This window comes from Nitratireductor aestuarii, assembly GCF_014641695.1.
Classification (GTDB): Bacteria; Pseudomonadota; Alphaproteobacteria; order Rhizobiales; family Rhizobiaceae; genus Chelativorans; species Chelativorans aestuarii.
Window position 1 is genome coordinate 34,930 of sequence record NZ_BMIF01000016.1, and the last position, 23,928, is coordinate 58,857.

At 61.0% G+C, this 23,928-nt stretch carries 20 protein-coding genes; 11 read left to right on the forward strand and 9 right to left on the reverse strand.

All coding sequences use genetic code 11. The annotated features are described in order from the left end of the window. The first annotated feature begins 54 nt into the window (after positions 1–54). The 4 genes from IEX27_RS18805 to IEX27_RS18820 are packed head-to-tail and all read left to right on the forward strand — an operon-like array spanning position 55 to position 3,704. Positions 55–969 carry a polysaccharide deacetylase family protein gene (locus IEX27_RS18805; protein WP_188722640.1) on the forward strand — a complete coding sequence of 305 codons (915 nt, stop codon included), beginning with the start codon at positions 55–57 and terminating at the stop codon, positions 967–969. 13 nt (positions 970–982) lie between these two features. Beyond that, a complete protein-coding gene (locus IEX27_RS18810) occupies positions 983–1,723 on the forward strand; it encodes a maleate cis-trans isomerase family protein (protein WP_188722641.1) in 741 nt (246 codons plus the stop codon). 3 nt (positions 1,724–1,726) lie between these two features. Next, positions 1,727–2,917: an FAD-dependent monooxygenase gene (locus IEX27_RS18815; RefSeq protein ID WP_188722642.1), complete on the forward strand. Its 1,191-nt coding sequence runs from the start codon at positions 1,727–1,729 to the stop codon at positions 2,915–2,917. Positions 2,918–2,939: 22 nt separating this feature from the next. After that, positions 2,940–3,704: an isochorismatase family protein gene (locus tag IEX27_RS18820; protein WP_188722643.1), complete on the forward strand. Its 765-nt coding sequence runs from the start codon at positions 2,940–2,942 to the stop codon at positions 3,702–3,704. A gap of 83 nt (positions 3,705–3,787) precedes the next feature. On the opposite strand, the gene IEX27_RS18825 is transcribed toward IEX27_RS18820, so the two are convergent. The 4 genes from IEX27_RS18825 to IEX27_RS18840 form a co-directional block, all read right to left on the reverse strand. Then, the gene (locus IEX27_RS18825) at positions 3,788–4,813 is read right to left on the reverse strand and encodes a Bug family tripartite tricarboxylate transporter substrate binding protein (RefSeq protein ID WP_188722644.1); all 1,026 of its coding nucleotides are present in this window, start codon (positions 4,811–4,813) and stop codon (positions 3,788–3,790) included. Positions 4,814–4,868: 55 nt separating this feature from the next. Further along, positions 4,869–6,671, reverse strand: coding sequence for a thiamine pyrophosphate-dependent enzyme (locus IEX27_RS18830; protein ID WP_188722645.1), 1,803 nt, complete (start codon positions 6,669–6,671; stop codon positions 4,869–4,871). Next, on the reverse strand, positions 6,668–8,119 hold the full coding sequence (locus tag IEX27_RS18835) for an aldehyde dehydrogenase family protein (protein WP_188722646.1): 1,452 nt from the start codon (positions 8,117–8,119) through the stop codon (positions 6,668–6,670). Before IEX27_RS18835 ends, IEX27_RS18830 begins: the two co-directional genes overlap by 4 nt. Before the next feature lie 177 nt (positions 8,120–8,296). Further along, complete coding sequence (locus tag IEX27_RS18840) at positions 8,297–9,244, reverse strand: LysR family transcriptional regulator (RefSeq protein ID WP_188722647.1); 948 nt, start codon at positions 9,242–9,244, stop codon at positions 8,297–8,299. A 248-nt stretch (positions 9,245–9,492) separates the two neighbouring features. Here IEX27_RS18840 and IEX27_RS18845 point away from each other — a divergent pair, with 248 nt between their 5' ends. Beyond that, positions 9,493–10,227: a dienelactone hydrolase family protein gene (locus tag IEX27_RS18845; protein WP_188722648.1), complete on the forward strand. Its 735-nt coding sequence runs from the start codon at positions 9,493–9,495 to the stop codon at positions 10,225–10,227. A 69-nt stretch (positions 10,228–10,296) separates the two neighbouring features. Here the strand turns inward: IEX27_RS18845 and groL are convergent, their stop codons facing one another. Both groL and groES read right to left on the reverse strand, forming a co-directional pair. Beyond that, positions 10,297–11,922, reverse strand: coding sequence for a chaperonin GroEL (groL, locus tag IEX27_RS18850; RefSeq protein ID WP_188722649.1), 1,626 nt, complete (start codon positions 11,920–11,922; stop codon positions 10,297–10,299). 52 nt (positions 11,923–11,974) lie between these two features. Next, positions 11,975–12,289 (reverse strand): co-chaperone GroES, encoded by a 315-nt coding sequence (gene groES, locus IEX27_RS18855; RefSeq protein ID WP_188722650.1) that lies wholly within the window; start codon positions 12,287–12,289, stop codon positions 11,975–11,977. 386 nt (positions 12,290–12,675) lie between these two features. Between groES and IEX27_RS18860 the strand changes: the two genes are divergently transcribed. The 5 genes from IEX27_RS18860 to IEX27_RS18880 all read left to right on the forward strand — a co-directional run bounded on the left by IEX27_RS18860 (position 12,676) and on the right by IEX27_RS18880 (position 19,077). Continuing rightward, entirely contained in the window at positions 12,676–13,818 is a 1,143-nt protein-coding gene (locus IEX27_RS18860) for a hypothetical protein (RefSeq protein ID WP_188722651.1), read from the forward strand. Between the two features lie 234 nt (positions 13,819–14,052). After that, the gene (locus tag IEX27_RS18865) at positions 14,053–14,868 is read left to right on the forward strand and encodes a polysaccharide pyruvyl transferase family protein (protein WP_188722652.1); all 816 of its coding nucleotides are present in this window, start codon (positions 14,053–14,055) and stop codon (positions 14,866–14,868) included. Further along, positions 14,865–16,178: a Mur ligase family protein gene (locus IEX27_RS18870; RefSeq protein ID WP_188722653.1), complete on the forward strand. Its 1,314-nt coding sequence runs from the start codon at positions 14,865–14,867 to the stop codon at positions 16,176–16,178. The genes IEX27_RS18865 and IEX27_RS18870 overlap by 4 nt, the downstream gene beginning before the upstream one ends. A 147-nt stretch (positions 16,179–16,325) precedes the next feature. After that, positions 16,326–17,450 carry an RHE_PE00001 family protein gene (locus tag IEX27_RS18875; protein ID WP_188722654.1) on the forward strand — a complete coding sequence of 375 codons (1,125 nt, stop codon included), beginning with the start codon at positions 16,326–16,328 and terminating at the stop codon, positions 17,448–17,450. 61 nt (positions 17,451–17,511) lie between these two features. Further along, the gene (locus IEX27_RS18880) at positions 17,512–19,077 is read left to right on the forward strand and encodes an acyl-CoA dehydrogenase family protein (RefSeq protein WP_188722655.1); all 1,566 of its coding nucleotides are present in this window, start codon (positions 17,512–17,514) and stop codon (positions 19,075–19,077) included. Here the strand turns inward: IEX27_RS18880 and IEX27_RS18885 are convergent, their stop codons facing one another. Then, positions 19,078–19,770, reverse strand: a complete 693-nt coding sequence (locus IEX27_RS18885) for a winged helix-turn-helix transcriptional regulator (RefSeq protein WP_188722656.1) — start codon at positions 19,768–19,770, stop codon at positions 19,078–19,080. It lies immediately after the preceding gene. 142 nt (positions 19,771–19,912) lie between these two features. On the opposite strand from IEX27_RS18885, the gene IEX27_RS18890 reads away from it, so the two are divergent. Then, positions 19,913–21,070: an acyl-CoA dehydrogenase family protein gene (locus tag IEX27_RS18890; RefSeq protein ID WP_188722657.1), complete on the forward strand. Its 1,158-nt coding sequence runs from the start codon at positions 19,913–19,915 to the stop codon at positions 21,068–21,070. A gap of 93 nt (positions 21,071–21,163) precedes the next feature. Here IEX27_RS18890 and IEX27_RS18895 read toward each other — a convergent pair whose 3' ends face one another. Beyond that, the gene (locus IEX27_RS18895) at positions 21,164–22,852 is read right to left on the reverse strand and encodes an ABC transporter permease subunit (RefSeq protein ID WP_188722658.1); all 1,689 of its coding nucleotides are present in this window, start codon (positions 22,850–22,852) and stop codon (positions 21,164–21,166) included. Further along, positions 22,849–23,901 (reverse strand): ABC transporter substrate-binding protein, encoded by a 1,053-nt coding sequence (locus tag IEX27_RS18900; protein WP_188722659.1) that lies wholly within the window; start codon positions 23,899–23,901, stop codon positions 22,849–22,851. Before IEX27_RS18900 ends, IEX27_RS18895 begins: the two co-directional genes overlap by 4 nt. Positions 23,902–23,928: the final 27 nt, after the last annotated feature.

Sequence of the window (23,928 nt, forward strand, 5' to 3'; positions counted from 1 at the left end):
ATGCATTCCCTCGCTATGCGGGAACGACAGGCCTCAGAATTGCACGGGCATCCAATGACTTCAAATCCACGCATCCCGTTTGTCCTCTCCACCGATCGGCCTGCGCTGCCGGCTCCAGATGGAAAAAACATCATCGTCCATCTGGTGGTGAACGTGGAGAACTGGCGCTTCGACAGCGCCATGCCGCGCAAGCTGCTGACGGCCCCGCACGGCAAGGATTCCGTGCCGGACGTGCCGAATTTCTCTTGGGCCGAGTACGGGATGCGCTGCGGCATGCCCCGCATCATGGACCTGCTGACCGAGCTCAACCTGCCATCCAGCTGTGCGCTCAACGCCGGCGTCATTGCCAACTATCCTCGCCTCAGCGATCGTATCCTCGAAATGGGTTGGGAAATCATCGGCCACGGCCTGCACCAGAAGGCGCTTTCTGCCGAGGTCAGCGAGGAAGAAATCATTGCAGAGGCAATCGACAAGATCGAGGCCTTCACAGGCGTCGACATGAAGGGCTGGCTTGGGCCGGGTCTTCGCGAAAGCCCGGACACCCCGGACATCCTGAAGGCGCATGGCGTTCGCTACTGCTGCGACTGGGTGCTGGACGATCTTCCCGTCTGGATGGAGACCAGGCATGGCCCGCTGATTGCCATGCCCTATTCGCTGGAGATCAACGACTCCGTCCTCCACGCCGTGCAGCACAACCCGTCAGACGAGCTTTACGAACGTACGGTCGCGACACTCGCGACCTTCGAAGCGGAACGTCACCTCGGGCCCCGCATCATGGCGATCGGGCTGCACCCGCATCTGATCGGCGTGCCGCATCGCCTTGGCGCCTTCCGCAGGACGCTCGAACTCCTGTGCGACCGGTCCGACACCATCTTCATGACCGGCAACCAGATCGCTGACTGGTACGAACAGCACGAACCCAGCTCGCAGGCGGCCACGCCGCACACTCTCTCTCAAGCAATTTCCTGATAGGTGAATTGACATGGATGCACTTGGATATCGCAAGAAGATCGGCCTCGTGATCGCCTCCGTCAACACTTCGGCGCAGCCGGAGTCCGACGATCTGAGGATCCCCGGCGTGACCAACCACACTGCCCGCATTTCCATCGAGGAACGCCCGCTGAACACCGACGAAGCCTTTTTGGCGCACGTCGAATCGATGCGTTCGGGCATCCGCACCGCGATTGCCCAGGTCATGACCTGCGCGCCCGACCACATCATCATGGCGATCGCGCTGGAAGCTTTCTGGGGCGGCGTGAAGCAGTCTGAATCGCTGCGACAGGACCTCGTCGAAATGGCCGGTGTCGGCGTTTCCATGGGTTCGAACGCAACGGTTGCAGCACTGCAGGCTTACGGCGCGAAGAAGATCGGCATCCTGACACCGCATATGCCGCGCGGTGATGCGATGGTTCAGCTCTATTTCGAGGAAGCAGGCTACGACGTGGTCGCGCTGAAGGGCCTGAAGTGCCCGTCGCCCCGGCAGATCGCTCACACCACCTACGAGCAGATTCGCGATGGCCTCATGGAGATCAACTCCGACGACGTGGACGTTCTGGTCCAGGTGGGCACGAACCTTGCCGGAAAGCAGGTTGCAGCCGACGCCGAGCGCTGGCTCGGCAAGCCCGTGCTCAGCATGAATGTCGTCACCTACTGGCACGCGCTGCGCGAGCTTGGCATCAAGGACAAGATCTACGGCCAGGGCCGTATTCTGGAGGATTTCTAGTCCATGGCCGACCATCAGGTAATCATTGCCGGTGGCGGTCCGGCAGGACTGACCGCGGCCCTGGCTCTCGCCACCGGCGGAGTGCAGGTCTGCGTTCTGGAGCGCCGCAACGCCATCTACGAAGATCCGCGCGCCGCGACGTTTCATCCGCCGACACTGGAGCTATACCAGCCGAGCGGCATCACGGATGAACTGCATCGCCGTGGCATCATTGCGAACAACTGGCAGTTCCGCGACAAGGCCGAAGGCACGCTTGCCGATTTCCACCTCAAGCTGCTGTCTGATGTCACGCCGTTCCCTTATCGGCTGCAGTGCGAACAGCACAAGCTGGTCGAGATGCTGACCGACAAGCTGGCCGAGTTCCCGAACGTCCGCATCATCAACTCAATCGACGTTCTCTCCGTTTGCGAGAACGATATGGAAGTCGTTGTCGAGACGAGCCAGGGTGAGATGACGGCGCAGTATGTCGTTGGCGCCGACGGTGGCCGCAGCATTGTGCGCAAGGCTTCCGGGATTCCGTTCGAAGGCTTTACCTTTGAGGAGCGGTTCCTGGTCATCACCACCGACCACGACTTTGAGCAGGACGACTATTCCTACACCTGCTATATCTCCGATCCGGAAGACTGGTGCGCGATCTTCAAGGTCCCAGGACCTGATGACAAGGGTCGCTGGCGCATGACTTCGGCCACTGCACCGGGGGATTCCGAGGAATGGCTGCTGTCCGACGAGAATGCGCAGAACAAGCTGCAGCGCTTCTGCCCGAGCGACGCGCCCTACAACATCCTTCACACGAACCTCTACACGGTTCACCAGCGTGTAGCGCAGACCTTCCGCAAGGGCCGCGTGATGCTGGTGGGTGACGCCGCCCATATCAACAATCCGCTCGGCGGCATGGGTATGAACTTCGGCATCCACGACTCCTTCAACCTTGGCGAAAAGCTCATCAAGGTGCTGGATGGTGCGTCGCCCGACCTGCTGGATCTCTACGACCGTCAGCGAAGGCATGTCGCAAACGCCTTCCTGCAGGCAATGACCATCCGCAACAAGAAGATGCTCGAGGAGAAGGATCCGGCCATCCGCGCCCAGGTGCTCGCCGAAATGCGAAGAACCGGAAGCGATCCGGAACGGGCGCGGAAATACCTGCTCAACTCCTCGATGATCGAGAGCGTTCGGGCTGCCGCTGCCATCACCTGATGCAGTTATTCCGGGAGGAGAAATGACGGAACGGATCTGGGACCGCTATCTGAGCGACCAGGACAGAAAAGTACTCGATGCACTGAAGTTCGGTTCGCTTGCCTCATGGGGCAAGCGGCCGGCTCTTCTTGTGATTGACGTAAACTATGCCTTCTGTGGCGAGGCTTCCGTCCCGCTTTTGGAAAGCATCCAGACGTGGCGGACGTCCTGCGGAGAGATCGCCTGGAAAACTGTACCGGTGCTTCAGCAATTGATCGCTGAGTGCCGCAGCAAGGAGATCCCGGTCATATATACGACCGGCACCCGCCGCGCTGACGGATGGGATGCCGGAGCATGGGCCTTCAAAGGGAGCCCAAGTGTGCAAAGTGCGGCGGCGCAGAAGGCTGGCGCAATCCAGCCGAAGCGGGACGGCAACCAGATCCTGGAGGAGATCAGGCCGGGCAAACGCGACATCGTCATCGAGAAGCAGAAGCCGTCGGCTTTCTCCGGCACGCCGCTTTATTCGTTCCTGCAACTCTTGCAATGCGACAGCGTCATCGTAGCGGGCGGCACAACGTCAGGCTGCGTGCGGGCAACGGTTCTTGATGCTTTCTCTCACAACATGCGCTGCACGGTTGTCGAGGATGCCTGCTTCGATCGTCTTGAGGCTTCGCACGCGATCAACCTCTGCGACATGCACGCGAAATACGCGAATGTCGTCATGGGCGAGACGGTGCTTGATTACCTGCAGGGGCTTCCTCACGGCCTGTTCGACCTGCCAAGCGGCGAGGGCATGCCGGACTATTAAGTTTTGGCGTGCCATCCAGCCGGCCCAAACGAAAAACCCCGGTGTCACCGCCGGGGTTTTCCTTTGACTACAAACCGATCAGATCACTTCGGCTTCTTGGCCAGACCTGCAAGGTTGACTGCTTCCGTGTAGAAAGTCTTGTCGGCTTCGATGATCTCGAGCAGTTCCTTCTGCGTGGTGCCGAGCGGGATGATGCCGAGCTGGTTCAAACGCTCGCGGATTTCCGGATCCTTGCCCGCCTCGATCGTGGCTTCCTCGATGGCGGAAACGATCTCCTGCGGGAGACCCGCAGGGCCCATGAAACCGTTCCAGGAGCGCGCGACGAAGCCGGGGATGACTTCCGCAACCGTTTGCAGGTCCGGAGCCTGGACGAGGCGTTCGGTCGTCGTCACTGCGAGCAGGACGATGTCCGGGTTGTCCTTCAGCTTCAGCAGTTCCGATGCATTGCCGAAATAGACGTCGACTTCACCGGCCAGCAGAGCTGCCGTGGCTGGGCCACCGCCCGCGTAGGGGATCTTCTCAAGCTTGATCTCGGTCAGCGCTTCAAAACGCGCCATGGTCAGGTGCGTGTTGCCGCCGATGCCGCCCACCGCGTAGTTGATCTGGCCGGGATTTGCCTTGGCGTAAGCGATGAAGTCGCTCAGCGTTTCCTGGCCGAGGCTCTTGCGCACGGCGAGGATGTAAGGGCCGGCGCCGAGGGCGCTGATCGGCGTGATGTCGTCGCCGCTGTAGCTCAGGTCCTGCATGAGCGGCAGGATGATGATGTTGGTGGCCGCGCCGAAGAGGAGCGTGTAGCCGTCCTTTTCGGAACGGGCGACCGTTTCCGTCGCCACGATGCCGCCAGCTGTCGGCTGGTTTTCGACGACGAAGTTCTGGCCGAGCTTCTTGCTCAGGAAGTTACAGGCCAGACGCGCCATCGTGTCGGTGTTGCCGCCGGCGGCGTATGGCACCAGAACCGTGACCGGTCGCGACGGATACTTGGCCTGCGCGAAGGCGGAGCCAAGGCCGGCACCGGCCATGATCGAAGCGGCCATGCCGGCCGAGCCATACTTCAGGATGTCGCGGCGGGTGATCCCCTGCTGGGAGCGAGGTTCTTTCTGCTTGGTCATTGATGATCCCTTTTGTTACCCTCTGATGGTTGCTCAACCGTTCTTGGTGACGGCTTTAATCCAGTGCAGTCAGCACCTCGACGACAGCGATCCCGCCATCACGTACGATGCTCACAGCTTCATTCAGGTGCTTGGACAGCTCTGCAGGGTCGGAGATTGGTCCGACGGACCAGACCCCGTAGCTGCGCGCGAGGTTGGTCAGATCGATGTCCGGTCCTTCCATCCGCTGGCCGATATGGGCGTTCTCCACCGGCCGGTTGCGCTGGTGCGCGACTTCCCGCTGGTGCAATTCGTCGTTGCCCCAGGTGCGGTTGTTGAGGATGACCAGCAGGAGCGGCGCCTTGTGCGCGGCTGCAGACCAGAGCGCGCCGGAGGCCATGACGAAGTCGCCGTCGCCCAGCATGGCAACGGGGATTTTTCCGGTTCCCTTCAGAGCAAGTGCGGCACCAGCCGCCGCTGCCGGGCCATAGCCCACCCCGCCGCCGCCGTCGCCGCCGAGATACTGGCCGGCTCCGGTAAACTCGAAGATTCCATCCTGCCAGCTGCGGTGGTTGCGAACGACAAGCGTCCAGTCTTCCGCCTTGATGGCCTCGTAGACCTCGCCGGTGATGCCCGGGAGGCTGATGTGCTGGTCTTCCCAACGCTTGGCGTAGCGCGCCTGCCGTGCTTCGCGCAATGCGGCGGAGCGGTCTGCAAGCTGTTGCCTGCGGGCCTCGATCGCTTCCATGCGGTCCGGGGTGGCTGTCAGCCGTTCGGCAAGGCGATCACCCAGCGCCCGAATGGTGGCCAGAGGATCCGCGCTGACCACGAGATCCGCGCGCGCATCCGGGCCGCCGAAACGAGTCCAGCTGTTGCCGAAATAGGCGTTCATGGACACATCCACGATGGTGGCGCGATCCTCACGAGCTGCGCCGCCAGCGATGTTCGAACGCTTCGGCTGATACTGGCCGCTGAGCAGGTTCACGTCCTGGCAGTCGAAGCAGATCAGCAGGTCCGCATCCTTGGCAATGGCCTTGTCGCCATTGAGGTTCTGCGGGTGGTTCGTCGGGAAACAGACGATGTTGCGATCGTCGTGATAAGCGGCGCCGGAGAGTTCCACGAGACGCTTCAACGGTTCCGTCGTCTCCGGGTCGAGCCCCAGGCGACCGGCGAAGATCAGCGGCATCTTCGAGGAGACCAGCAGCTCGACCAGCTCGTCCAGCTGGGCAGGCGAGGGATGGGGTGCTGCCGGCGGATCAATGACGCGGCTCGACAGTTCAGGCAGATCAATGGCGTCGATCGGCACTTCCTGCAGGGCGGCATCGATAGAAAGATAGCTCGGACCCTGCGGCGCCGTCAGGCCCTTCTTCCGCGCCAGCAGGATGCCGTCAATGATCGCTTCCAGCGTCGGCGGCTCATCCGTCCACTTCACGTAGTTGCGGATCAGGTCACTCTGCGCGTTGGCACTATGTGCCCAGTCGATGAAGCGACGTTCCGCCGGATCGGCCGGACCGCTGCCGCCCAGGATGAGCAGGGGCGTCTGGTCGCAAAAGGCGTTGTAGATCGCCATCGAGCCGTTCATCAGCCCCACAAGGTTGTGGAGGATGACCAGGGCTGACTGACGCTTCGCCTTGGCATAGCCATGAGCCATGCCGACAGCAATCATCTCATGCGTGGTCAGCACCAGCTCCGGCGCGGTATTGCCGAGCACATTGACGATTGAGTCATGCAGCCCGCGAAAGCTGGAGCCCGGATTGATGAAGGCATATTCGTAGCCGAGCCCGCGCAGCAGTTCTGCCATCCGGTCGGAACCGTAGAGCGTCTGGTTCGAAGTCGCACCATCGGCGGCGACGATGTTGTTGACGGGATGCTGGGTCATGCCAGCCTCGGCACGGCGATGTTGATCGACTTCACTTCGGTATAGCTCAGCAGTTCCTCGATCCCTTCTTCGCGGCCGACGCCGCTGTTTTTCATTCCGCCATAGGGCACACCCACGTAGTGGGGCCCGACGCAGTTGATCCACACGTAGCCGACGTTAAGGCGGCGAGCGAAGGCAAGCGCCTGGTCGATGTCCTTGCCGACGATGCTTGCCGTCAGACCAAGGTCGGAGGCATCGTCCACTTCGATAATCTCGCTTGCGTCCTTCCAGCGCATGACCGTGAGAACAGGACCAAAAACTTCGGTCTTCATGAGCATGTGATCGCGGCGGTCGACTTCGAAGACCGTTGGCTCAACCCAGTAGCCCTTCTCGAATTGCGCACCTTCAGGCCGCTTGCCGCCGGCGAGTATCCGGGTGCCGCTCTCCTTCGCCTTGGCGATGAGGCCGGTCACCTTGTTGTAATGCTCTTCACTGACGAGCGGGCCCATGCCGCAGCCGGGTTCCAGCGGGTGTCCAACCTTGATCGCGGAAACCTTGGCGACAACCTTTTCCAAGAGCTCGTCGTAGACGTCATCATGGATCATCAGGCAGCTGGTCGAACCGCAGCTCTGGCCCTGCCACTGGAAGTTCATGCCTTCGAGTGCCAGCGCGGCAGCCTTGTCGAGGTCCGCATCGGGCAGAACGACCATCATGTTCTTGCCGCCCAGCTCGTGAGTGATGGCCTTGATGCCGACGGGGGCCGTGGAGGCCTGGATGCGCATTGCGGTTGGGACCGAGCCGATGAAGCCGATGCGCTTCACCCGACGATCCGTGACGAGCGGCTGGCCCGTATTCGGGCCATCGCCGCTCAGGATGCTGACGACACCGGCCGGGAGGATCTCGGAGCAGATTTCGGCAAGGATGCCGCCGGTCAGCGGAGCCTGCTCCGGCGACTTCACGATAACAGCGTTGCCGGTGACGAGCGGAGCCGTGAACCGCGACGCGGCGAAGTAGAATGGATGGTTGAAGGCAATGATGCGTGCCACAACGCCGAACGGCTCGCGCACACTGATGTGCAGATGATCGGCCGTCGCGGGGTAGGTGGCCCCCAGAACGCCGTGGGCGAGCCCGGAATAATATTCGATGCGGGAAGCCGCTCGGTCCACGTCGCCCAGCATGGGGCCATAGATGTTGCCGGAGTCGAGGCTTTCCAGACGGGCGATCTCTTCGCGGCGGGCGCGGATGGCGTTGGCCACCTTGCGCATGTAACCTATGCGGGCATCGAGGCTGAGGGCGGCCCAGGCAGGCTGGGCTGCAACGGCAGCGTCGACGGCCCGCTTCACATCTTCAGGGCCTGCTGCCGCAGCTGAACCGATCAGGGAAAGGTCAGATGGACTTCTGCGCTCAAACCTTGCACCACTTGCGGCCTCGACCAGCTCTCCGTTGATCAGAAGCTTTGCTTCGTACATATCCCGCTCCTTATTCTTATGATGGGATCATACCGGGTTTGAAGCGGGGCACAGCTGGGGGAGTCGGTATAGCTGCTATATGCCGGAATGATATACCGCGCTCCCGGACCTGCCGATTGAAGGCAGCCGGGGGCGCAACAAGACGCTCAAACTAGGCGATCGCTGAGGGGGGTCAGATCAGTTCGACGGGGTGGGCGAAGGGAATGGCGTACGCGGTATCTGCCAGTCATAAAGCGTCGAAATCTCGTTCACCGATTGCTTGATGACCTGCAGGACCATCCGCGTGCCGGAGTCGAGTGAACTTGACGAGGCTGTAGCTAGCGCAAGATTGCGGCGGAAGCACGGGTTGTCCATCGCCGCGATCTCGAACTCACCGTTGCGGACTTCGACTTCAACGGCGCCGCGTGGCAAGAGCGTGCAGAGACCTTCTTCGCGGACCAGATCCTTGATGGCGGGGATGGAGTCGATTTCATAGACGACGTTGAGCTGGCACCTGCATTCCTGCATCCGCTCCTCGATCAGCTTGCGAATACCGTGCTGCTTGCCGGGCAGAGCAAGTCCCACATTGCAAAGGTCCTCGGCAGACCGGGGCAAGGGATCCTGGCTGCCCGCGCGCCGGATGAAATAGAGGTTGTCGGCAAGCAGATGCTCCGCAATGCACCAGTTGCGGCCCATCGGTTCGTAGATGGTTGCGATATCGACCTTCTTGTTCTGCAGCCAGTCGATGAGCGTGCCGCTCATGCCTTCGCGCACATGCAGGTTCAGGTCCGGATAGCGGCTGCGCAGACGCTTGAGCAGGGGCTTCATCAGGAGCGGCGAGAGGGACGGCAGGATGCCCAGCGTCACCGAGCCGTGGATCGAACCACCCAACGTGTGGATCTGGCGGATCGCCCGGGCATTCGCCTCCAGCGCCGGCCCGGCATAGGCAAAAAGAAGTTCCCCCGCTGGCGTCAATTCTGCACCGCGCCCGGTTCGGTAGAAGAGCGCGGATTTCAACTGTTCCTCGAGAAGTCGGATCTGTCTGCTGAGGGCAGGTTGCGCGACACCAATGGCGATCGCAGCTCGCGAGAAACTGCCAGCTTCCGCAACCGACATGAAGTACTTTAACTGCCTGAATTCCATCATTATTCTGGACCCATTTCCCATCTGAGGCTTTCGTCGGACCGAGCCTGGCAAGTTTGCGCTGCTCTGTTTGTGCTCGTTCCCGAGGTCAGAGTAGACGTGCATCCCGGCAGAAACAATTCCCTTGGAGCCGCCTGCACAGGGGGATTGGTGCGTGGCAGATTTCGGAACGGCGGCAGAACTCTCTCGGTCAGAGCCATCGCCTCGGCTATAACCGCATCATCAGAGAACGTTCACGGGAGGAGAATGCAGTGGAGGAACTGAAGCGGCAGCATGATGGGGCGGAACTGAGGGCTTATCTCTTTCGCCCGGAGAAACCGGCGCCTAGCGCCCATGGCGTCATCGTCTACATGGATATCCATGGAATCCGACCGGCGCTGTTTGAAATCTGCGAGCGAATGGCATCCTTTGGCCATACCGTCCTCCTGCCGGACGTCTATTTCCGCCTTGGACCTTACGAGCCGTGCACACCGGCCGAAGCAGCGGCCAATGAAGCGCTGCGAGCCGAGCGACGGGCCATGCGCGCAAAGACGCCCGTGGACCTTACGGCTTCGGACACTGCGGTCTTCGTCGATCTGCTGACCAGCAACGGCGTCACCGGCAAGATCGCCACGGTAGGCTATTGCATGGGCGGGGCGAGGGCGATGCGCGCAGCCCATGCGGCACCGGATCGCGTGGCGCTTGTTGCGAGCTTCCACGGTGGCAATCTGGCCACCGATGATCCCTCAAGCCCGCATCTTCATCTGGATGGAGTGCGCGCCCGCTTCTATGTCGGGGCAGCCGACAAGGACGCCAGTTATCCGCCGGAGCAGGCCGCTCTTTTCATCGAAACCTTGATGAAGGCGGGCGTCGAGACGGTGCATGAGAACTTCAACGGGTGCCCGCATGGCTGGGTGTTCCATGACAATCCCAGGATCCACAACGCCGCCGGAGCAGAACGCCATTTTGCGCGTCTCGCAACGCAGTTCAGCGAGTGCCTGAACTGATCGTCGTATACGACAAGGCCCGCCCCCTGAGGGAGCGGGCCAACGTTGCGAGACTGCCGATTGTGCGACTTAGAAGTCCATGCCGCCTGCGGGCATGGCGGGGGCTGCTTCCTTCTTCGGCTTTTCGGCGATCATCGCCTCGGTGGTGATCAGAAGGCCAGCGACAGATGCGGCGTCCTGAAGAGCCGTGCGCACGACCTTGACCGGATCGATGACGCCCTGCTCGAAGAGGTCGCCATATTCATCGGTCTGGGCATTCCAGCCATAGGCGAAGTCGGGCTTTTCGCGCAGCTTGCCGACGATGATCGAGCCTTCAGCGCCTGCATTCTCGGCGATCTGGCGGACAGGCGCCTCAATCGCGCGGCGCACGATCTCGATGCCATGCTGCTGGTCGGCATTCTCGAGCTTGAGGCTGTCGAGAGCCTTCGTGGCGCGCAGCAGCGCTACGCCACCACCGGGCAGGATGCCTTCCTCAACGGCCGCGCGGGTTGCATGCAGCGCGTCGTCAACGCGGTCCTTCTTCTCCTTGACTTCGACTTCCGTCGAGCCGCCGACCCGCACGACAGCAACGCCACCGGCAAGCTTGGCCAGACGCTCCTGCAGCTTCTCGCGATCGTAGTCGGACGTGGTCTCCTCGATCTGGGCCTTGATCTGGGTGATGCGGCCGTTGATCTCGTCCTTGCTGCCGGCGCCGTCAACGATGGTGGTGTTTTCCTTCTCGATGACGACCTTCTTGGCGCGGCCGAGCATCTCAAGCGTGACGTTTTCAAGCTTGATGCCGAGATCCTCGGAGATGGCCGTACCGCCGGTGAGGATCGCGATATCCTCCAGCATCGCCTTGCGGCGGTCACCAAAGCCGGGCGCCTTGACGGCAGCAACCTTCAGGCCACCACGCAGCTTGTTGACCACGAGCGTGGCGAGCGCCTCGCCCTCGACGTCCTCGGCAATGATGAGCAGCGGCTTGCCGGACTGCACAACACCCTCAAGAACGGGGAGCATTGCCTGGAGATTGGAGAGCTTCTTTTCATGGATGAGCACGTAAGGCTCTTCCAGCTCAACGCGCATCTTCTCCTGATTGGTGACGAAATAAGGGGAGAGATAGCCTCGGTCGAACTGCATGCCTTCGACCACTTCGAGCTCGGTCTCGGCGGTCTTAGCTTCCTCGACGGTGATCACGCCTTCGTTGCCGACCTTCTGCACAGCTTCGGCAAGGAAGCGGCCGATTTCTGCGTCGCCGTTGGCGGAAATGGTGCCAACCTGCGCGATCTCGTCGTTCCTGGTGATCTTGCGGGCGTTGGACTTGAGTTCTGCGACCACGGCGTCAACCGCCTTGTCGATGCCGCGCTTCAGATCCATCGGGTTCATGCCGGAGGCAACGGCCTTGGCGCCTTCCTTGACGATGGCCTGGGCGAGCACTGTAGCGGTGGTGGTGCCGTCACCGGCCAGGTCGTTGGTCTTGGAGGCAACTTCGCGCACCATCTGTGCGCCCATGTTCTCGAACTTGTCCTCAAGCTCGATTTCCTTGGCGACCGAGACACCATCCTTGGTGATGCGCGGCGCGCCGAAGGACTTGTCGATGACGACATTGCGGCCTTTCGGGCCGAGTGTAACCTTCACTGCATTCGCAAGAATGTCGACGCCGCGCAGCATGCGTTCGCGCGCATCGGTGTTGAACTTTACTTCTTTTGCAGCCATGGGATCACTCCTTCAATAGGCAGTTTCTTTGACTGTATTCGTGGAAGAAGCCTCAAGCGGCCTTCTTCTCGGCAGCACTGACTTCGATCACGCCCATCACATCGCTCTCCTTCAGGATGAGCAGATCTTCGCCATCGAGCTTGATCTCGGTGCCGGACCACTTTCCAAACAGGATGCGGTCTCCGACCTTCACATCGAGGGCAATGTACTTGCCGTCTTCGTCCCGTACGCCGGGGCCTACGGCGATCACCTCGCCTTCGCTCGGCTTCTCCTTGGCAGTGTCGGGGATGATGATCCCGCCGGCCGTCTTTTGCTCAGCTTCGATGCGGCGGACCAGAATGCGATCATGCAGTGGACGGAACGTCATATCGTTCTCCTTGAGGACAAACAGATTTTTGAACAGTTCCTCCGCACCAGCCGGATGGCCGGTACGGGGCTTGCGCGACCCTCAGCGGCGTCGCGCGGCAACGATCTGGTTTTGCGAAAATGAAGTTTCAAGAGCGGCGTAAAAATTTTTTGGCAGTCGTATAAGCAGACTGCTAAGCAACTGGTTATCCAGCACAAACTGCCAGCCCGCTGCATCAGGCTGAGAGAGGCTATGCCCTGTGTTGCCAGGGGGTAACACAAGCCGACTAATGAATACCTGATGGGTAAAGTTATAGGTATTTATGTTATGCGGAAGATCATTGGTGTTTGATCCGACTCCAACGCTATCGGTGTTGGATCACAGTGCAGTAAGCGGCGGGAATTTTAATGAGCATACCTTTGGTGCTGGCGTTTGCACCGCAGCACGTTTCGAATGAACTTGAGATAATCGCATCTGCAGGGGATCGAGAACTTTTCAGGGCGCATTTCAGGTGCCGCACCGGTCAGGCACTGCAGCCTTCGCCGGATGCATTGTTCTGCCTCGGCCTCTATCCAGCCTCCGAGGTCGGCGCCCCGTTACACATCACCGGCGACGTTGAGCCCGGCCTGCTTTCGCGCGCCAAGCCCATATCCGACATCTTCCGTAGCTGGTGGGTCGGTTGCCGGAATGTAGATGTTACGGCTGAGCCACGGCCAGTCTCTGCCTCAGGCGAGGGAAGGGGGGTGGCGCTTTTCTTCTCCGGAGGCGTGGATTCCTGTTACTCGCTCGTCGAAGCGCAGCCGCGGCTGTCTGCGCTGATCACTCTGGTGGGCGTCGATATACCCCTATCCGACACGGTTGCGACAGCCAGACTGGAGGCCACGTCTCGTGACGTGGCGGAGCGCAAGGGTCTGGAATCCATCGTGATCGAGACCAATGTCGCCCAGGTGTTCCACCCCTATGTAAGCTGGATCGAGCACCATGGCTCCGCACTTGCCGCCATTGGCCACATGCTCTCGCATAGGATTGACAGGATCTTGATTGCCGCCTCGGACAGTGAAGCCCGCTGGAATTTACCCTGGGGCTCCCACCCGGCGCTCGATCCGCTGCTCGGCTCGTCGCATCTTGCGGTTGAGCACCACGGGCTGGTTCCCCGCTTCGACAAGATTGCGACCGTTGCGCGGGATGCTGATCTCCTGAACATCCTGCGCGTCTGCAACAAGTGCGGGCACAATTGCGGTCAGTGCTACAAGTGCGCTTTCGTCATGCGGGCGCTGGAGGTCCTTGGCCTCGACAGCGCGCCAACCTTCCCGCCATTTCTGCCTCACCGCGGTGGGTTGTGGGCCCGGAACCACTCGTCCCTGGCTGAGCTTGTACGGCTGCGCGAAGCGGCTATCGAAGCTGGCCGTAGTGACCTGGTTCGGGAAGTTGAGCAGGCGATGGCTCGTTTCCGGAAGCGCGAGCCTCTCCGAAAGCTGGGGTATGGCCGCTGGCGCAGCTGGTCTCGCGTCATGCGCCACAGGCACCGTTGGCGGAAAGCATATACATGAGCCTTGCCGCCTATGTGGTCCATCCGGAGCGTGCCGTTGCGCGCCGCTGTTCCGGCCAAAGGCGGTGGGTCTCGGAATGTTGGCCCAGACAGTCACCCGCGGTGCGGCGGAGTGCCTTCTCTAAGTGACGCAGCACGATCCACAGACGCTCGCGCATAGTCGAAAAACTGCGCCCGGAGACATTGCGTCCAGCCTACAGGCTGGCGCCTGCCCTTCAATCCCACAGGATGCCCGATGATCAATAAGGTTACCAAGCTGACCAATAAGGTCACCAAGCTGACCCGCTTTTGGCAGGGTCGGCTTCGTCCGCGTACGCTTCCGCCTCTGTTCTGGCACATCGGCGTGCCGAACTTCGGCGATGACATCAACCCGGCTCTTTACGAGGAGCTTTGTGGTAGACGCTTGCGTCTTGCCACCGACCGCCGCGTTCCGCATTTTCTGGGCATGGGCAGCATCCTTGCTGCCGCCACGGAATCCTCGATCGTACTCGGTGCCGGACTGATCAAGCCCGCAAACGTGAAGCGCCCGCTCAAGGTGGTGTCATTGCGGGGAGAGCTTACCCGGCAGCATCTCGGCATCACGGAAGACATCCCGCTGGGCGATCCTATGGTGCTCGTCTCGCAGCTGATGACGCCGGAGCGAGGGGGGGATATCGGGTATATCCCACATGTTTCGGAGCTCCGTGGCATCCGGGACCGTATTCCGCCAAACATCAAACTCATCGACGTCCGGCGGCAGCCGACCGAAGTGGTGCGTGAGATCGGGCGCTGCAGCCTGGTGCTGAGCCAGTCGCTGCACGGCCTCATCGTGGCAGACGCCTTCGACATCCCGAACCTCTGGATCGCACCAAGCAAGAAGATGATGGGGGGCGAGTTCAAGTTCCACGATTATTTTTCGACGCTCGACGCGCCCAAGGAAAAACACGAGTTTTCTTTTGAGCTCCTCGCCAATCCCACGCGCTCGCTCGCATCGGTGGGCCGCTTCAAGGGCAACAAGGCTGAATATCGGGCGATCCTGAGGGATGCCGTTCAACGAGGACTTCCTGAATGAGTGTCAAGCAATCCCTTCGCGATCTCGAGCAACGGGTCCGTCTTGCGCTCGTGCGCCCATTGCGGATCAAACTGGCCGCAAGGAAGCGGGCGCAAGCTCCCGGAGTATTCATTGGAATTACAGGAAGCTCGGGCAAGTCGAGCACCACCGATCTGATCGCTGCAGTCCTGCGCAGAAAAGGTAGTGTCACCACCCAGCTTATGAACAATACAATCAATCCGCTGATCAATACAATAAGAAATAGCGGGAAATCAGACTTTGTGGTGGTGGAGAACGGCGTTGGTGAGAAGGGTGTGATGAAGCCAATGGCCTCTCTGCTGCAGCCTGACATTGCTGTCGTAACCATGGTTGGTCTGGAGCACTACTCGGCCTTTCGGTCATCTGAGGCAATTGCGGAGGAGAAGGGCTGGCTTGTTGAGTCACTGCGGCCGGAGGGGCTTGCTGTCCTCAATGCCGACGATCCGCTGGTTATGGGTATGGCAAGACGCACCAGCGCCCGCGTCCTGACTTTCGGCTATAGCGAAGATGCGGATTGCAGGATCGTGAAGGTCGAGGGAGGTGCTCCGAGCGGCATTGTTGTGACGCTTTCATACCGTGGTCAGGAGTTGGTCATTCCAACCAAGTACGCCGGCCATCATTTTGCCGCGTCGGTAGCTGCAGCCACCATTGTCGGAATGCAGCTTGGGGTTACGGTCGAGGATCTCCGGGATGCAATCGGTTCGTGCTCACCTGTTGTGCTGCGGCTAAGCACGCACCAGATCGCGGGCGGTCCACTGATCATAGCCGACTGTGCCAAGGCTCCACTCGGGACCCTGCATCTTGCCTTTGACGCTCTGCGCCACGTCGATGCACCCAGAAAGCGTATCGTTCTTGGCCAGGTGTCGGATTATATTGGCTCTCGCATGAAGGCCTACCGCACGGCGTTCGGGGGAGCACTCGCTGTCGCCGATGAATTGATATTTGTGACCGACCGGTCGCGCCCAGAGCGGTTCCTCCCGAGAGATGATAAGGGCACTCAAAGATTCAAGCATTTCTTGAATACGCGCGAGGCGGCAGAATACCTGGCTGCGACAGCCATGGAAGGCGAGGTGATACTTCTGAAAGGATCGCAGCGTTTCCATCTTGAACGTATCCTCATCAATTTCCAGCAACCGGTTCGATGCTGGGAGGAGAGCTGTGGGCGTGGTGGCAACTGTTTCTCGTGCGGTATGGCCAGCTTTGACTTCCAGTCACATCGGCCTATCGCCAGAAAAAGGCGCCGCCGCCGCTTTCTTGGCAAGTTGTTTGGCCGAAAGATACAGGAAGCATAGTGGGCGTGATTCCGGAGGTCACGCATCAGATGGAACTCGCAGTCCGGGGACTGGACTGTTTCTTGTGCAAAGCCGCTCCGTCCTGAAACGGTGAAAAGACGAAAAGTCCCTTAGCTTGAATGAGCCAGCCATGGTATCGCTTGCTCAATGGCTTATTCGTTCGCAAATGTACCGATCGCGGATCTCATAGGTCCCGTTGTCCGTGCGTCGACAGCGCTGGCGCGGCTGGATGAGCGGCTTCGCATGAGCTCCGTGCAGGAGGGGTGGACCGAACGCACCCACTTTGCCGACGCTGCCGCCGCCCTTTGGCTGGAGGGCGAGCTGGTGCAGCTGGAAGATCTCGTTCTCCATGATGAGCGTATGGATGTTCGTCCGCCGACGCATGAACTGACGCGCGCCCATGCGGTGCTGCGCGCCCGCCGCCGCGTCCATTCCGCCAAGCCGGATTGGGCGCTTTCGCCGCCGGGTCTGCGCGAACTGGCTGGCTTCGGTGATCAGGATGAAAATGCCGGAAGGCTGAACCAATCCATACCAGCCGAAGACCTTGAGGAGCCCGAGCCCGAAGAAGATCCGTTGGCCGCCCACTTTGCGGCACTTGACGCGGTGCTGGAGCGCACCAACCAGATTCTTAAGGGAAAGAAGGTCGAGCCAAGGGCGAAGGATACGGCCGAAGAACCTTCGTCCAGCCGCGAGGAACGCCCGTCGCTCGTCTATGACCTGGATTGGGACGAGGACGCGCGGATGGCCGAATGGACATCTGTTGTTGATCAGACCACCGGTCTTCCCGCCATGTTGCGTGCGGTGATCGCGCTCGACGCCTGGGGTCAGATCGAGGTGCTGCAGCACGGCGGATGGCTTGGCGGACTGCTCGTCGCCTCGCTGCTGCGCAGGGATGGCCTCACCCTGCATCATCTGCCCTGCCTTCACCTTGGCAGCCGCAACATTGCGCGGGAACTGCGCCGGTCGCCCGATCAAACGCGTCGTCTGCTGGCGCTTCTCTCTTCGATCGAGGCTGCCGTGGAACTGGGCCTCAAGGAGCACGACAAGCTCGTACTCGCCAAGGCCCAGATGGAACGGCGGTTGGTAAACCGGCGCTCGAACTCGAAGTTGCCGGACCTGGTCGATCTCGTGCTGTCCCGGCCTGTGGTTACCACCACGATGATCCAGAAGGCGCTGAAGGTGACCCAGCAGGGCGCGATCAATCTGGTCGAAGAACTGGCGCTGCGTGAAATGACCGGCCGCAAGCGCTTCCGCGCCTGGGGCGTACTCTAGAACAAATGAGGGGTGCAATGGTCGAGAAGAAGGCTGATCGTTGGCAGCACGTGAGGCAGAAATGACAGACATTCAGGCTCCACCATTCCACGCGCCCGTCGATGACATCCTGTTCAGTCTCGAACACGTCGCGCGGGCAGACCGTCTAAGGGATTGGGACGGAGAACTCGCCCGCGAGGTGATTACCCATTTCGCCAGTTTTGCCGAAGAGCGCATCGCGCCGCTCAACGCCAGCGGCGATGTCGAGGGTTGCCGCCTCGAAAATGGCCGTGTGAAAATGCCGGAGGGTTTTGCCCAAGTCTATCGCGAGCTCGCGGAGCAGGGCTGGCACGGGATTTCTGCCCCTGAAACTCATGGCGGCCAGAACCTGAACCATGCGATTGTCGCCAGCGTCTGCGAAATCTTTGCCGGCGCAAACCACTCGCTCCAGATGGTCGCGGGGCTGGTGCCGGGAGCGATCAGCACGCTCGTGCGCTTCGGTACGGAAGAGCAGCAGCAGAGGCTTATACCGCCACTGGTCGATGGAGGCTGGCTTGCGACCATGGCGCTGACCGAGCCCGGTTCCGGCTCTGATCTATCCACCATCCGCATGCGTGCAACGCGCGACGGCGACGCCTGGCGGATCGATGGCGAAAAGATCTTCATCTCCGGCGGCGATCAGGACATTTCTGAAGGCATCCTGCATCTCGTTCTGGCCCGCACCGGAAGCATGGAGGAAGGGTCGCGGGGCCTGAGCCTTTTCGCCTGTCTTTCCCACCTGCCCAACGGCGAGCGCAACAGCGTCAGCGTCACCCGCATCGAGGAGAAGCTCGGGCTTCACGCTTCGCCCACATGCCAGCTGGCCTTTGACGGCGCCCGGGCGGAGCTGGTTGGTGAATTGGGCATGGGCCTCAAGGCCATGTTTGCGCTGATGAACCACGCGCGCCTCGACGTGGCGTTGCAGGGTGTGGCGCACGCTGCAAGGGGTGCCGATCTTGCACGGCGCTATGCGGCCGAACGTCTGCAGGGTCGCGACAGAAGCGGCCAGCCTGTTACCATCGACCAGCATGCCGATGTCGCCCGCATGATCAAGGAAGCCGATGCCTGGGCCGTGGGCGGTCGCGCGCTGGTGCATCTGACCATGGTCGAAGGGGAACTGACCGGCGGCGAGGCGCTTCTCTCGTTCATGACACCTATCTGCAAATGGCTCTGCACGGAAGGCGGCATCCGGGGGGCCGACCTCGCCATCCAGGTGATGGGGGGGTACGGCTATCTGCGCGAATTCGGCGCGGAGCAGAACTGGCGTGACGCTCGCATCTGCGCCATCTACGAAGGCGCCAACGGCATCCATGCCCTGACCAACGCTACCCGCTCGCTCAAGAGCGATGGTGGGGCAGGCGCTGCAGCTTTCGTGGCGCTTCTGCGGGAAAGCGGATCGGAGCTTCACGAACAGGCGCATCGCTGGGAGGCTGAGGCTAGGCGCATTGCATCAATGTCTGACCCGTCAGCAGAAGCGCATGATTTCATGCGACTGACGGCTACCTCCGCCTGGCTTGCAGTCTGGGCACGAATTAAAAAAGTAGCAGAAGCCACGGAAAATGCTCGCTATCTGAAGCTGGCGAAGCGTGCGTCTACCATGTCATTTTAACTACGCTACCCGGCGGGGCTCCGGTGCGAAGGGGCTGAGGCCGAGCCACTGCTGCATGGCCTTGGCGATGGCCGGATCGCCGTCCAGTTCAAGGTGACCCGCCTCGATTTCCTTGCGGACGACGGTCAGCCCCATCCAGATCGCGGTCATGCTGCGCAGCGAACTTGTGACCAGCAGATCAACCTCGAAGCCTGGGTCGAACCCACAGAGGTCGACCGTGCCGCCATCGACGACCAGCCACCAGCACTGCTTTGCCGGTGGAAGTTCGGGGTACTGAAACTGAATCGTGCAGCGTCGCGGCGGCAATGGCTCTGGATTGAGGTTACGCCGCATGTCCCACATGAGCAGTGACGGGTCCAGATTCTTCAAGGAAAGCTGGGATTCCACCCATCTCTGGCCCCAGAAGCCAAGACCCAGGATGATCGGCCGCAAGTCCTCGCCAGCTTCGGTCAGATGATATTCTACGACGCCGCTCTCATTGCGACGCGTCTGCACGACGCCAGCGCGTTCCAGTTCCTTCAGGCGCTTGGAAAGAAGGGCAGGCGACATGCGTGGCACGCCCCGGCGCAGGTCGTTGAAACGCGTCGTTCCGCATAAAAGCTCGCGCACGACAAGGGTTGTCCATCGGGAGCACACAATCTCCGACGCCATGGAAACGGGGCAGAATTGTCCGTAGCTTCCCCGGTCTTCCATCAAAGACCCTCCGTCAACATGTTTATAAATATCGCAAAACCAGAAGCTCCGCCAGAGATTGCTAGTACAGATCGTGAACTGGACGGTTTTGGCGGATTGGCGGAACCTGAACTCCTATCGTGCTGGTAGGAGGAGAAACCTGATGAACAGCGCAATTGCGGAAGCTAGTGCAGAACGACTGACGAAATTCGATGGAGGAGCTGCGGTCCGCGAGATCAGCAGCATCCTGGCCGAACGTGCCTCCCGCTTTGACGAAAGCGACACGTTCGTTGCCGAGAACTACACCCTTCTGAAAGAGGCAGGGCTCGTTGAGGCAGGTGTGCCGATGGAACTGGGTGGAGGCGGTCTGGAGGTCGCGGAGCTCGCCGACATGTTGCGTCAGATGGCGCATGCGTGCAGCTCAACGGCGCTCGCATTTTCCATGCACACGCACCAGGTGGCCGTGCCCGCGTGGCGCTGGCGCTACCAGAAAGTGGCGGTTGTCGAACCGCTGCTGAAGCGCATCGCGACGGAAAAGATCATCATCCTCTCAAGCGGCGGATCTGACTGGATCGGCGGATCTGGCAAGGCCACCAAGGTTGACGGCGGCTACAGGATCTCCGCGCGCAAGACATTTACCTCAGGTGCGCTCGCAGGCGATATCTTGATGACGGGCGCGGTGGTGGAAACCGAAACCGGGCCGACCGTCATCCACTTCGGTGCGCCGATGAAGGCGGCGGAAGTCACTGTGCAGGACACCTGGCATGCGCTCGGTATGCGTGGCACGGGTTCGCACGACGTGGTGCTGGACGAGTTGTTCGTTCCTGATGCCGCCGTGGCCTTTTCACGCAAGGCTGGCGAGTGGCACCCGGTGTTTCAGATCATCGCGACCGTCGCCTTCCCGCTGATCTACGCGGTCTATCTCGGTGTTGCGGAGCGGGCTTGCGATATCGCACTGGAACTGGCGCAGAAGAAGAGCTCCAGCCCAATTGCCCTTGATCTGGCGGGCAAGATGGAGACTACGCTTCGGGCCGCGCAGCTTGCTCACCGCTGGATGCTGGATACGGTTGAGCTCAACGCTCCGTCGGCTGCCACCGTCAACGAGGTCATGATCGGCCGCACGCTGGTTGCCCAGAATGCGATCCGCACTGTGGAGCTGGCGATGGAGCTTGCCGGAGGACCGGGCTTCTACAGGCACAATGGGCTGGAGCGGCTGTTCCGCGACATCCAGGGCGCCCGGTTCCACCCGTTGCAGGCCGGACCGCAGGCGCAATACGCTGGTGCCATGGCCTTCGGTCAGGACGTCTCGAAGATTTTCTGAACCTCCAAAAAAAGCGGTCCTGCCCGAAAGGACAGGACCGAAGTCAGGGTGAAACTTTGGCCCGGCTCTGGTGGGAGCCGGGCCTTTTCGTTGTTATCGGGCGTAGAGCCGGTCGAGGCGTACGATCTTGCCGACGACCGCAAGGGCGATGATCGTGAAGAGGATCAGCACAGCGGAGATCGCATGGGCGGTCGGTTCAAGGCTGAAGGTCGATTCAGCGTAGATGCGGACCGGAAGCGTCGTCATGCGGGCGGTGGTAAGGAAGCTCGTCACCGTGACTTCGCCGAAGCTCAGGAGGAAGCCCACGATGCCAGCCGCGAACAGTCCCGGCGCCAGACCCGGCAGGATGATCAGGAAGAACCGCTTGATGCCGTTAGCGCCGAGGCTAGCGGCTGCCTCTTCCTGCGACCTGTCGAGTGCCATGACGGAGGTCGTCAGCAGCGTGATCGCAAAGGGCAGGATCACGATGACGTGGATCGCCATCAGGCCGATGAAGGGCGGGATGATGACGTAAAGCTGCAGCAGGCGCAGCATGCCCACGCCGATCGCCACGTTCGGCAAGGTGAGCGGCAGCAGCCAGAAAGCTACCAGCATGGATCGGCCGCGGAAGGGGAAGCGCGCCAGCGCAAAGGCCGCGGGGAGTGCCAGAGCGATGGCTGCAACCATCGATGCCAGAGCAAGCTGCACCGAAATCCAGAACGCGTCCGCATAGGTGCCGGCAAAGAACACCTGCTCATACCACTTGAGCGTGAAGCCCTTGAAGCCAGCAGCCGTTGCCTGCGGTACGTCGTTGAAGCTCTGGACGAACACCAGGCCCAGCGGCAGCAGGAGCAGCAGCAGCGACATCAGCAGGAGGATCCTGGAAACGATCGGACCGAGCGCGTCGACCCAGGGAACGAGCCAGCGCGGAATGCTCAGGGGTCGGCTCGGCTTTCCCTTCAACCATGGCATGAGACGGGTGAACCCGATCGTGCAAAGGGCTGCGAAAGAAAGCCCGATGACGGTCATCGCAATCGTCAGAGCTGCGGCAAGCGGTGCATTGAGGTTCTTGATCGCCTCCTGCAGCACCAGCATGCTAGTCGTCCAGACCTTCTTGCCGCCCAGGAGGGTTGCGGAGACATAGGCGGTAGACGCCATCAGGAAGACGATGACGGAGCCAGCGCGCAAGCCGGGCAAGGAAAGCGGCAGGTCAACGGTGAGGAAGCGAACGGCAGGGGAAGCGCCAAGACTTTGAGCAGCTTCATGAACACGTGGAGATGTGTTCTGCAGGTTGTCGTAGAGCGCCAGCACCATGAAGGGCAGGAACACCTGCGTGAGGGCGACGATCACCGCGCCATGGGTGAAGAGCATGCTGCGGGCGGGCGGAATGCCGACCCAACCCGTTACGGTGTTGATCAGGCCCTCAGGAGAGAGAAGCAGCATGATGCCGAGGGATCGGACGACAACGTTCGTCAGCAGGGGAATGAGGATGACCGAAAAGGCGATCGCGCGGTATTTGACCGGCATGCGCGCCAGCCAGTAGGCAAGCGGGTAGCCGAGCACGGCCGCCACGACAGTCACCGCGAGCGACAGCAGCACGGTCTCGGAGATCACGCCGAGATAGAAAGTGTCGGAGACAATTTCCGTATATTGAGCGAGAGAGGGGGCCATGAGGATCGGCCCGAACGGGTCGGGATACTCGTGCAATGACAGCACGAGTACCACGAACATTGGTGCAGCAAAGGCGAGCAGCAACCAGAGGGTGACCGGTGCTGCAAGCACCGGTCCGATCCAACGGTTCATCCAGCAATCTCCCGGTCATATCGCGCTTGCCACTTCGGACGGCTCGCGTTGATCAGATCCCAGTCGAAGTCGACGAGCTTGGAGACGGCTTCTTCACCGAGCACCAGCTTTGGCTTCAGGTCTTCCGGAATGGTGAGATCGTTCACCGTTGGCGAGTAGTAGAGCTCGCGAGAGTAGGCCAGCATGCAGGGCTCGGAAAGGTGCAGGTTGACCCACTCTTCGGCGAGCTTCTGGTTGCGCGTGCCTTCGGTGATGCAGGCCACGTTCATGGCGAGCGCCTGGCCTTCTTCCGGCGAAGCGATCTCGATGTTCGGGTTGCGGCTTTCCGCATAGGTGCGGGTGAAGCTGCCGAACTCAACGGAGAGGTCGCAGATGTCCTGGTCGAACATTTCGAACAGCTGCGCCTGGCTCGACTGGATGGCAGCGAAGGGCTTCAGTTCCTTGACCTTCTCGACCACCAGATCGAAGTCCTTCTCGGTGCCGCCCCAGGCGCGGGCAGTCATCATCAGGGCAGAGATGCCTTCAGCGCCGAGACCATCCGGCCATGCGATGCGGCCCTTCCATTCCGGGTTCCACATGTCCTTCCAGGACGTGATCGGCTTCGATGCCTTGCGCTTGTCGTAGACGATCGTGCAGGGGTTGAAGGCAACGCCGTAGCCGCCCCTACGTGCGCTCGGGTAGAGGGCTTCAAAGCGCTCGACGTTGGGGGTCGGCTCCTGCGTCACGCCATCCTTGACGGCCTGGCGGCTCTCGTAGATGTTGAGGTAGAGCACGTCGAAGCTCGGGCGGCCGCGTTCTGCATAGGCGCGGGCGCGGCGCTCACCGGTACCGCCGAGCACGTAGCTGACCTTGCAGCCATACTTCTCGACCAGCGGCTTCTCGACGTATTCCTTGACGATCTTTTCCTGGGCACCGCCCCAGACGCCGACGACGAGCTCGTCACCCTTCTTGGGTTCAGCAACGGCCCGCTTGACGAAGTGGGCGGGAGCGGCAAGCCCAACGCCTGCGCCAGCGATCAGCCTGGTGAAATTACGACGCGTGATGTTCATTTTGCATTCCCCTCGGTTTGAGTTTTG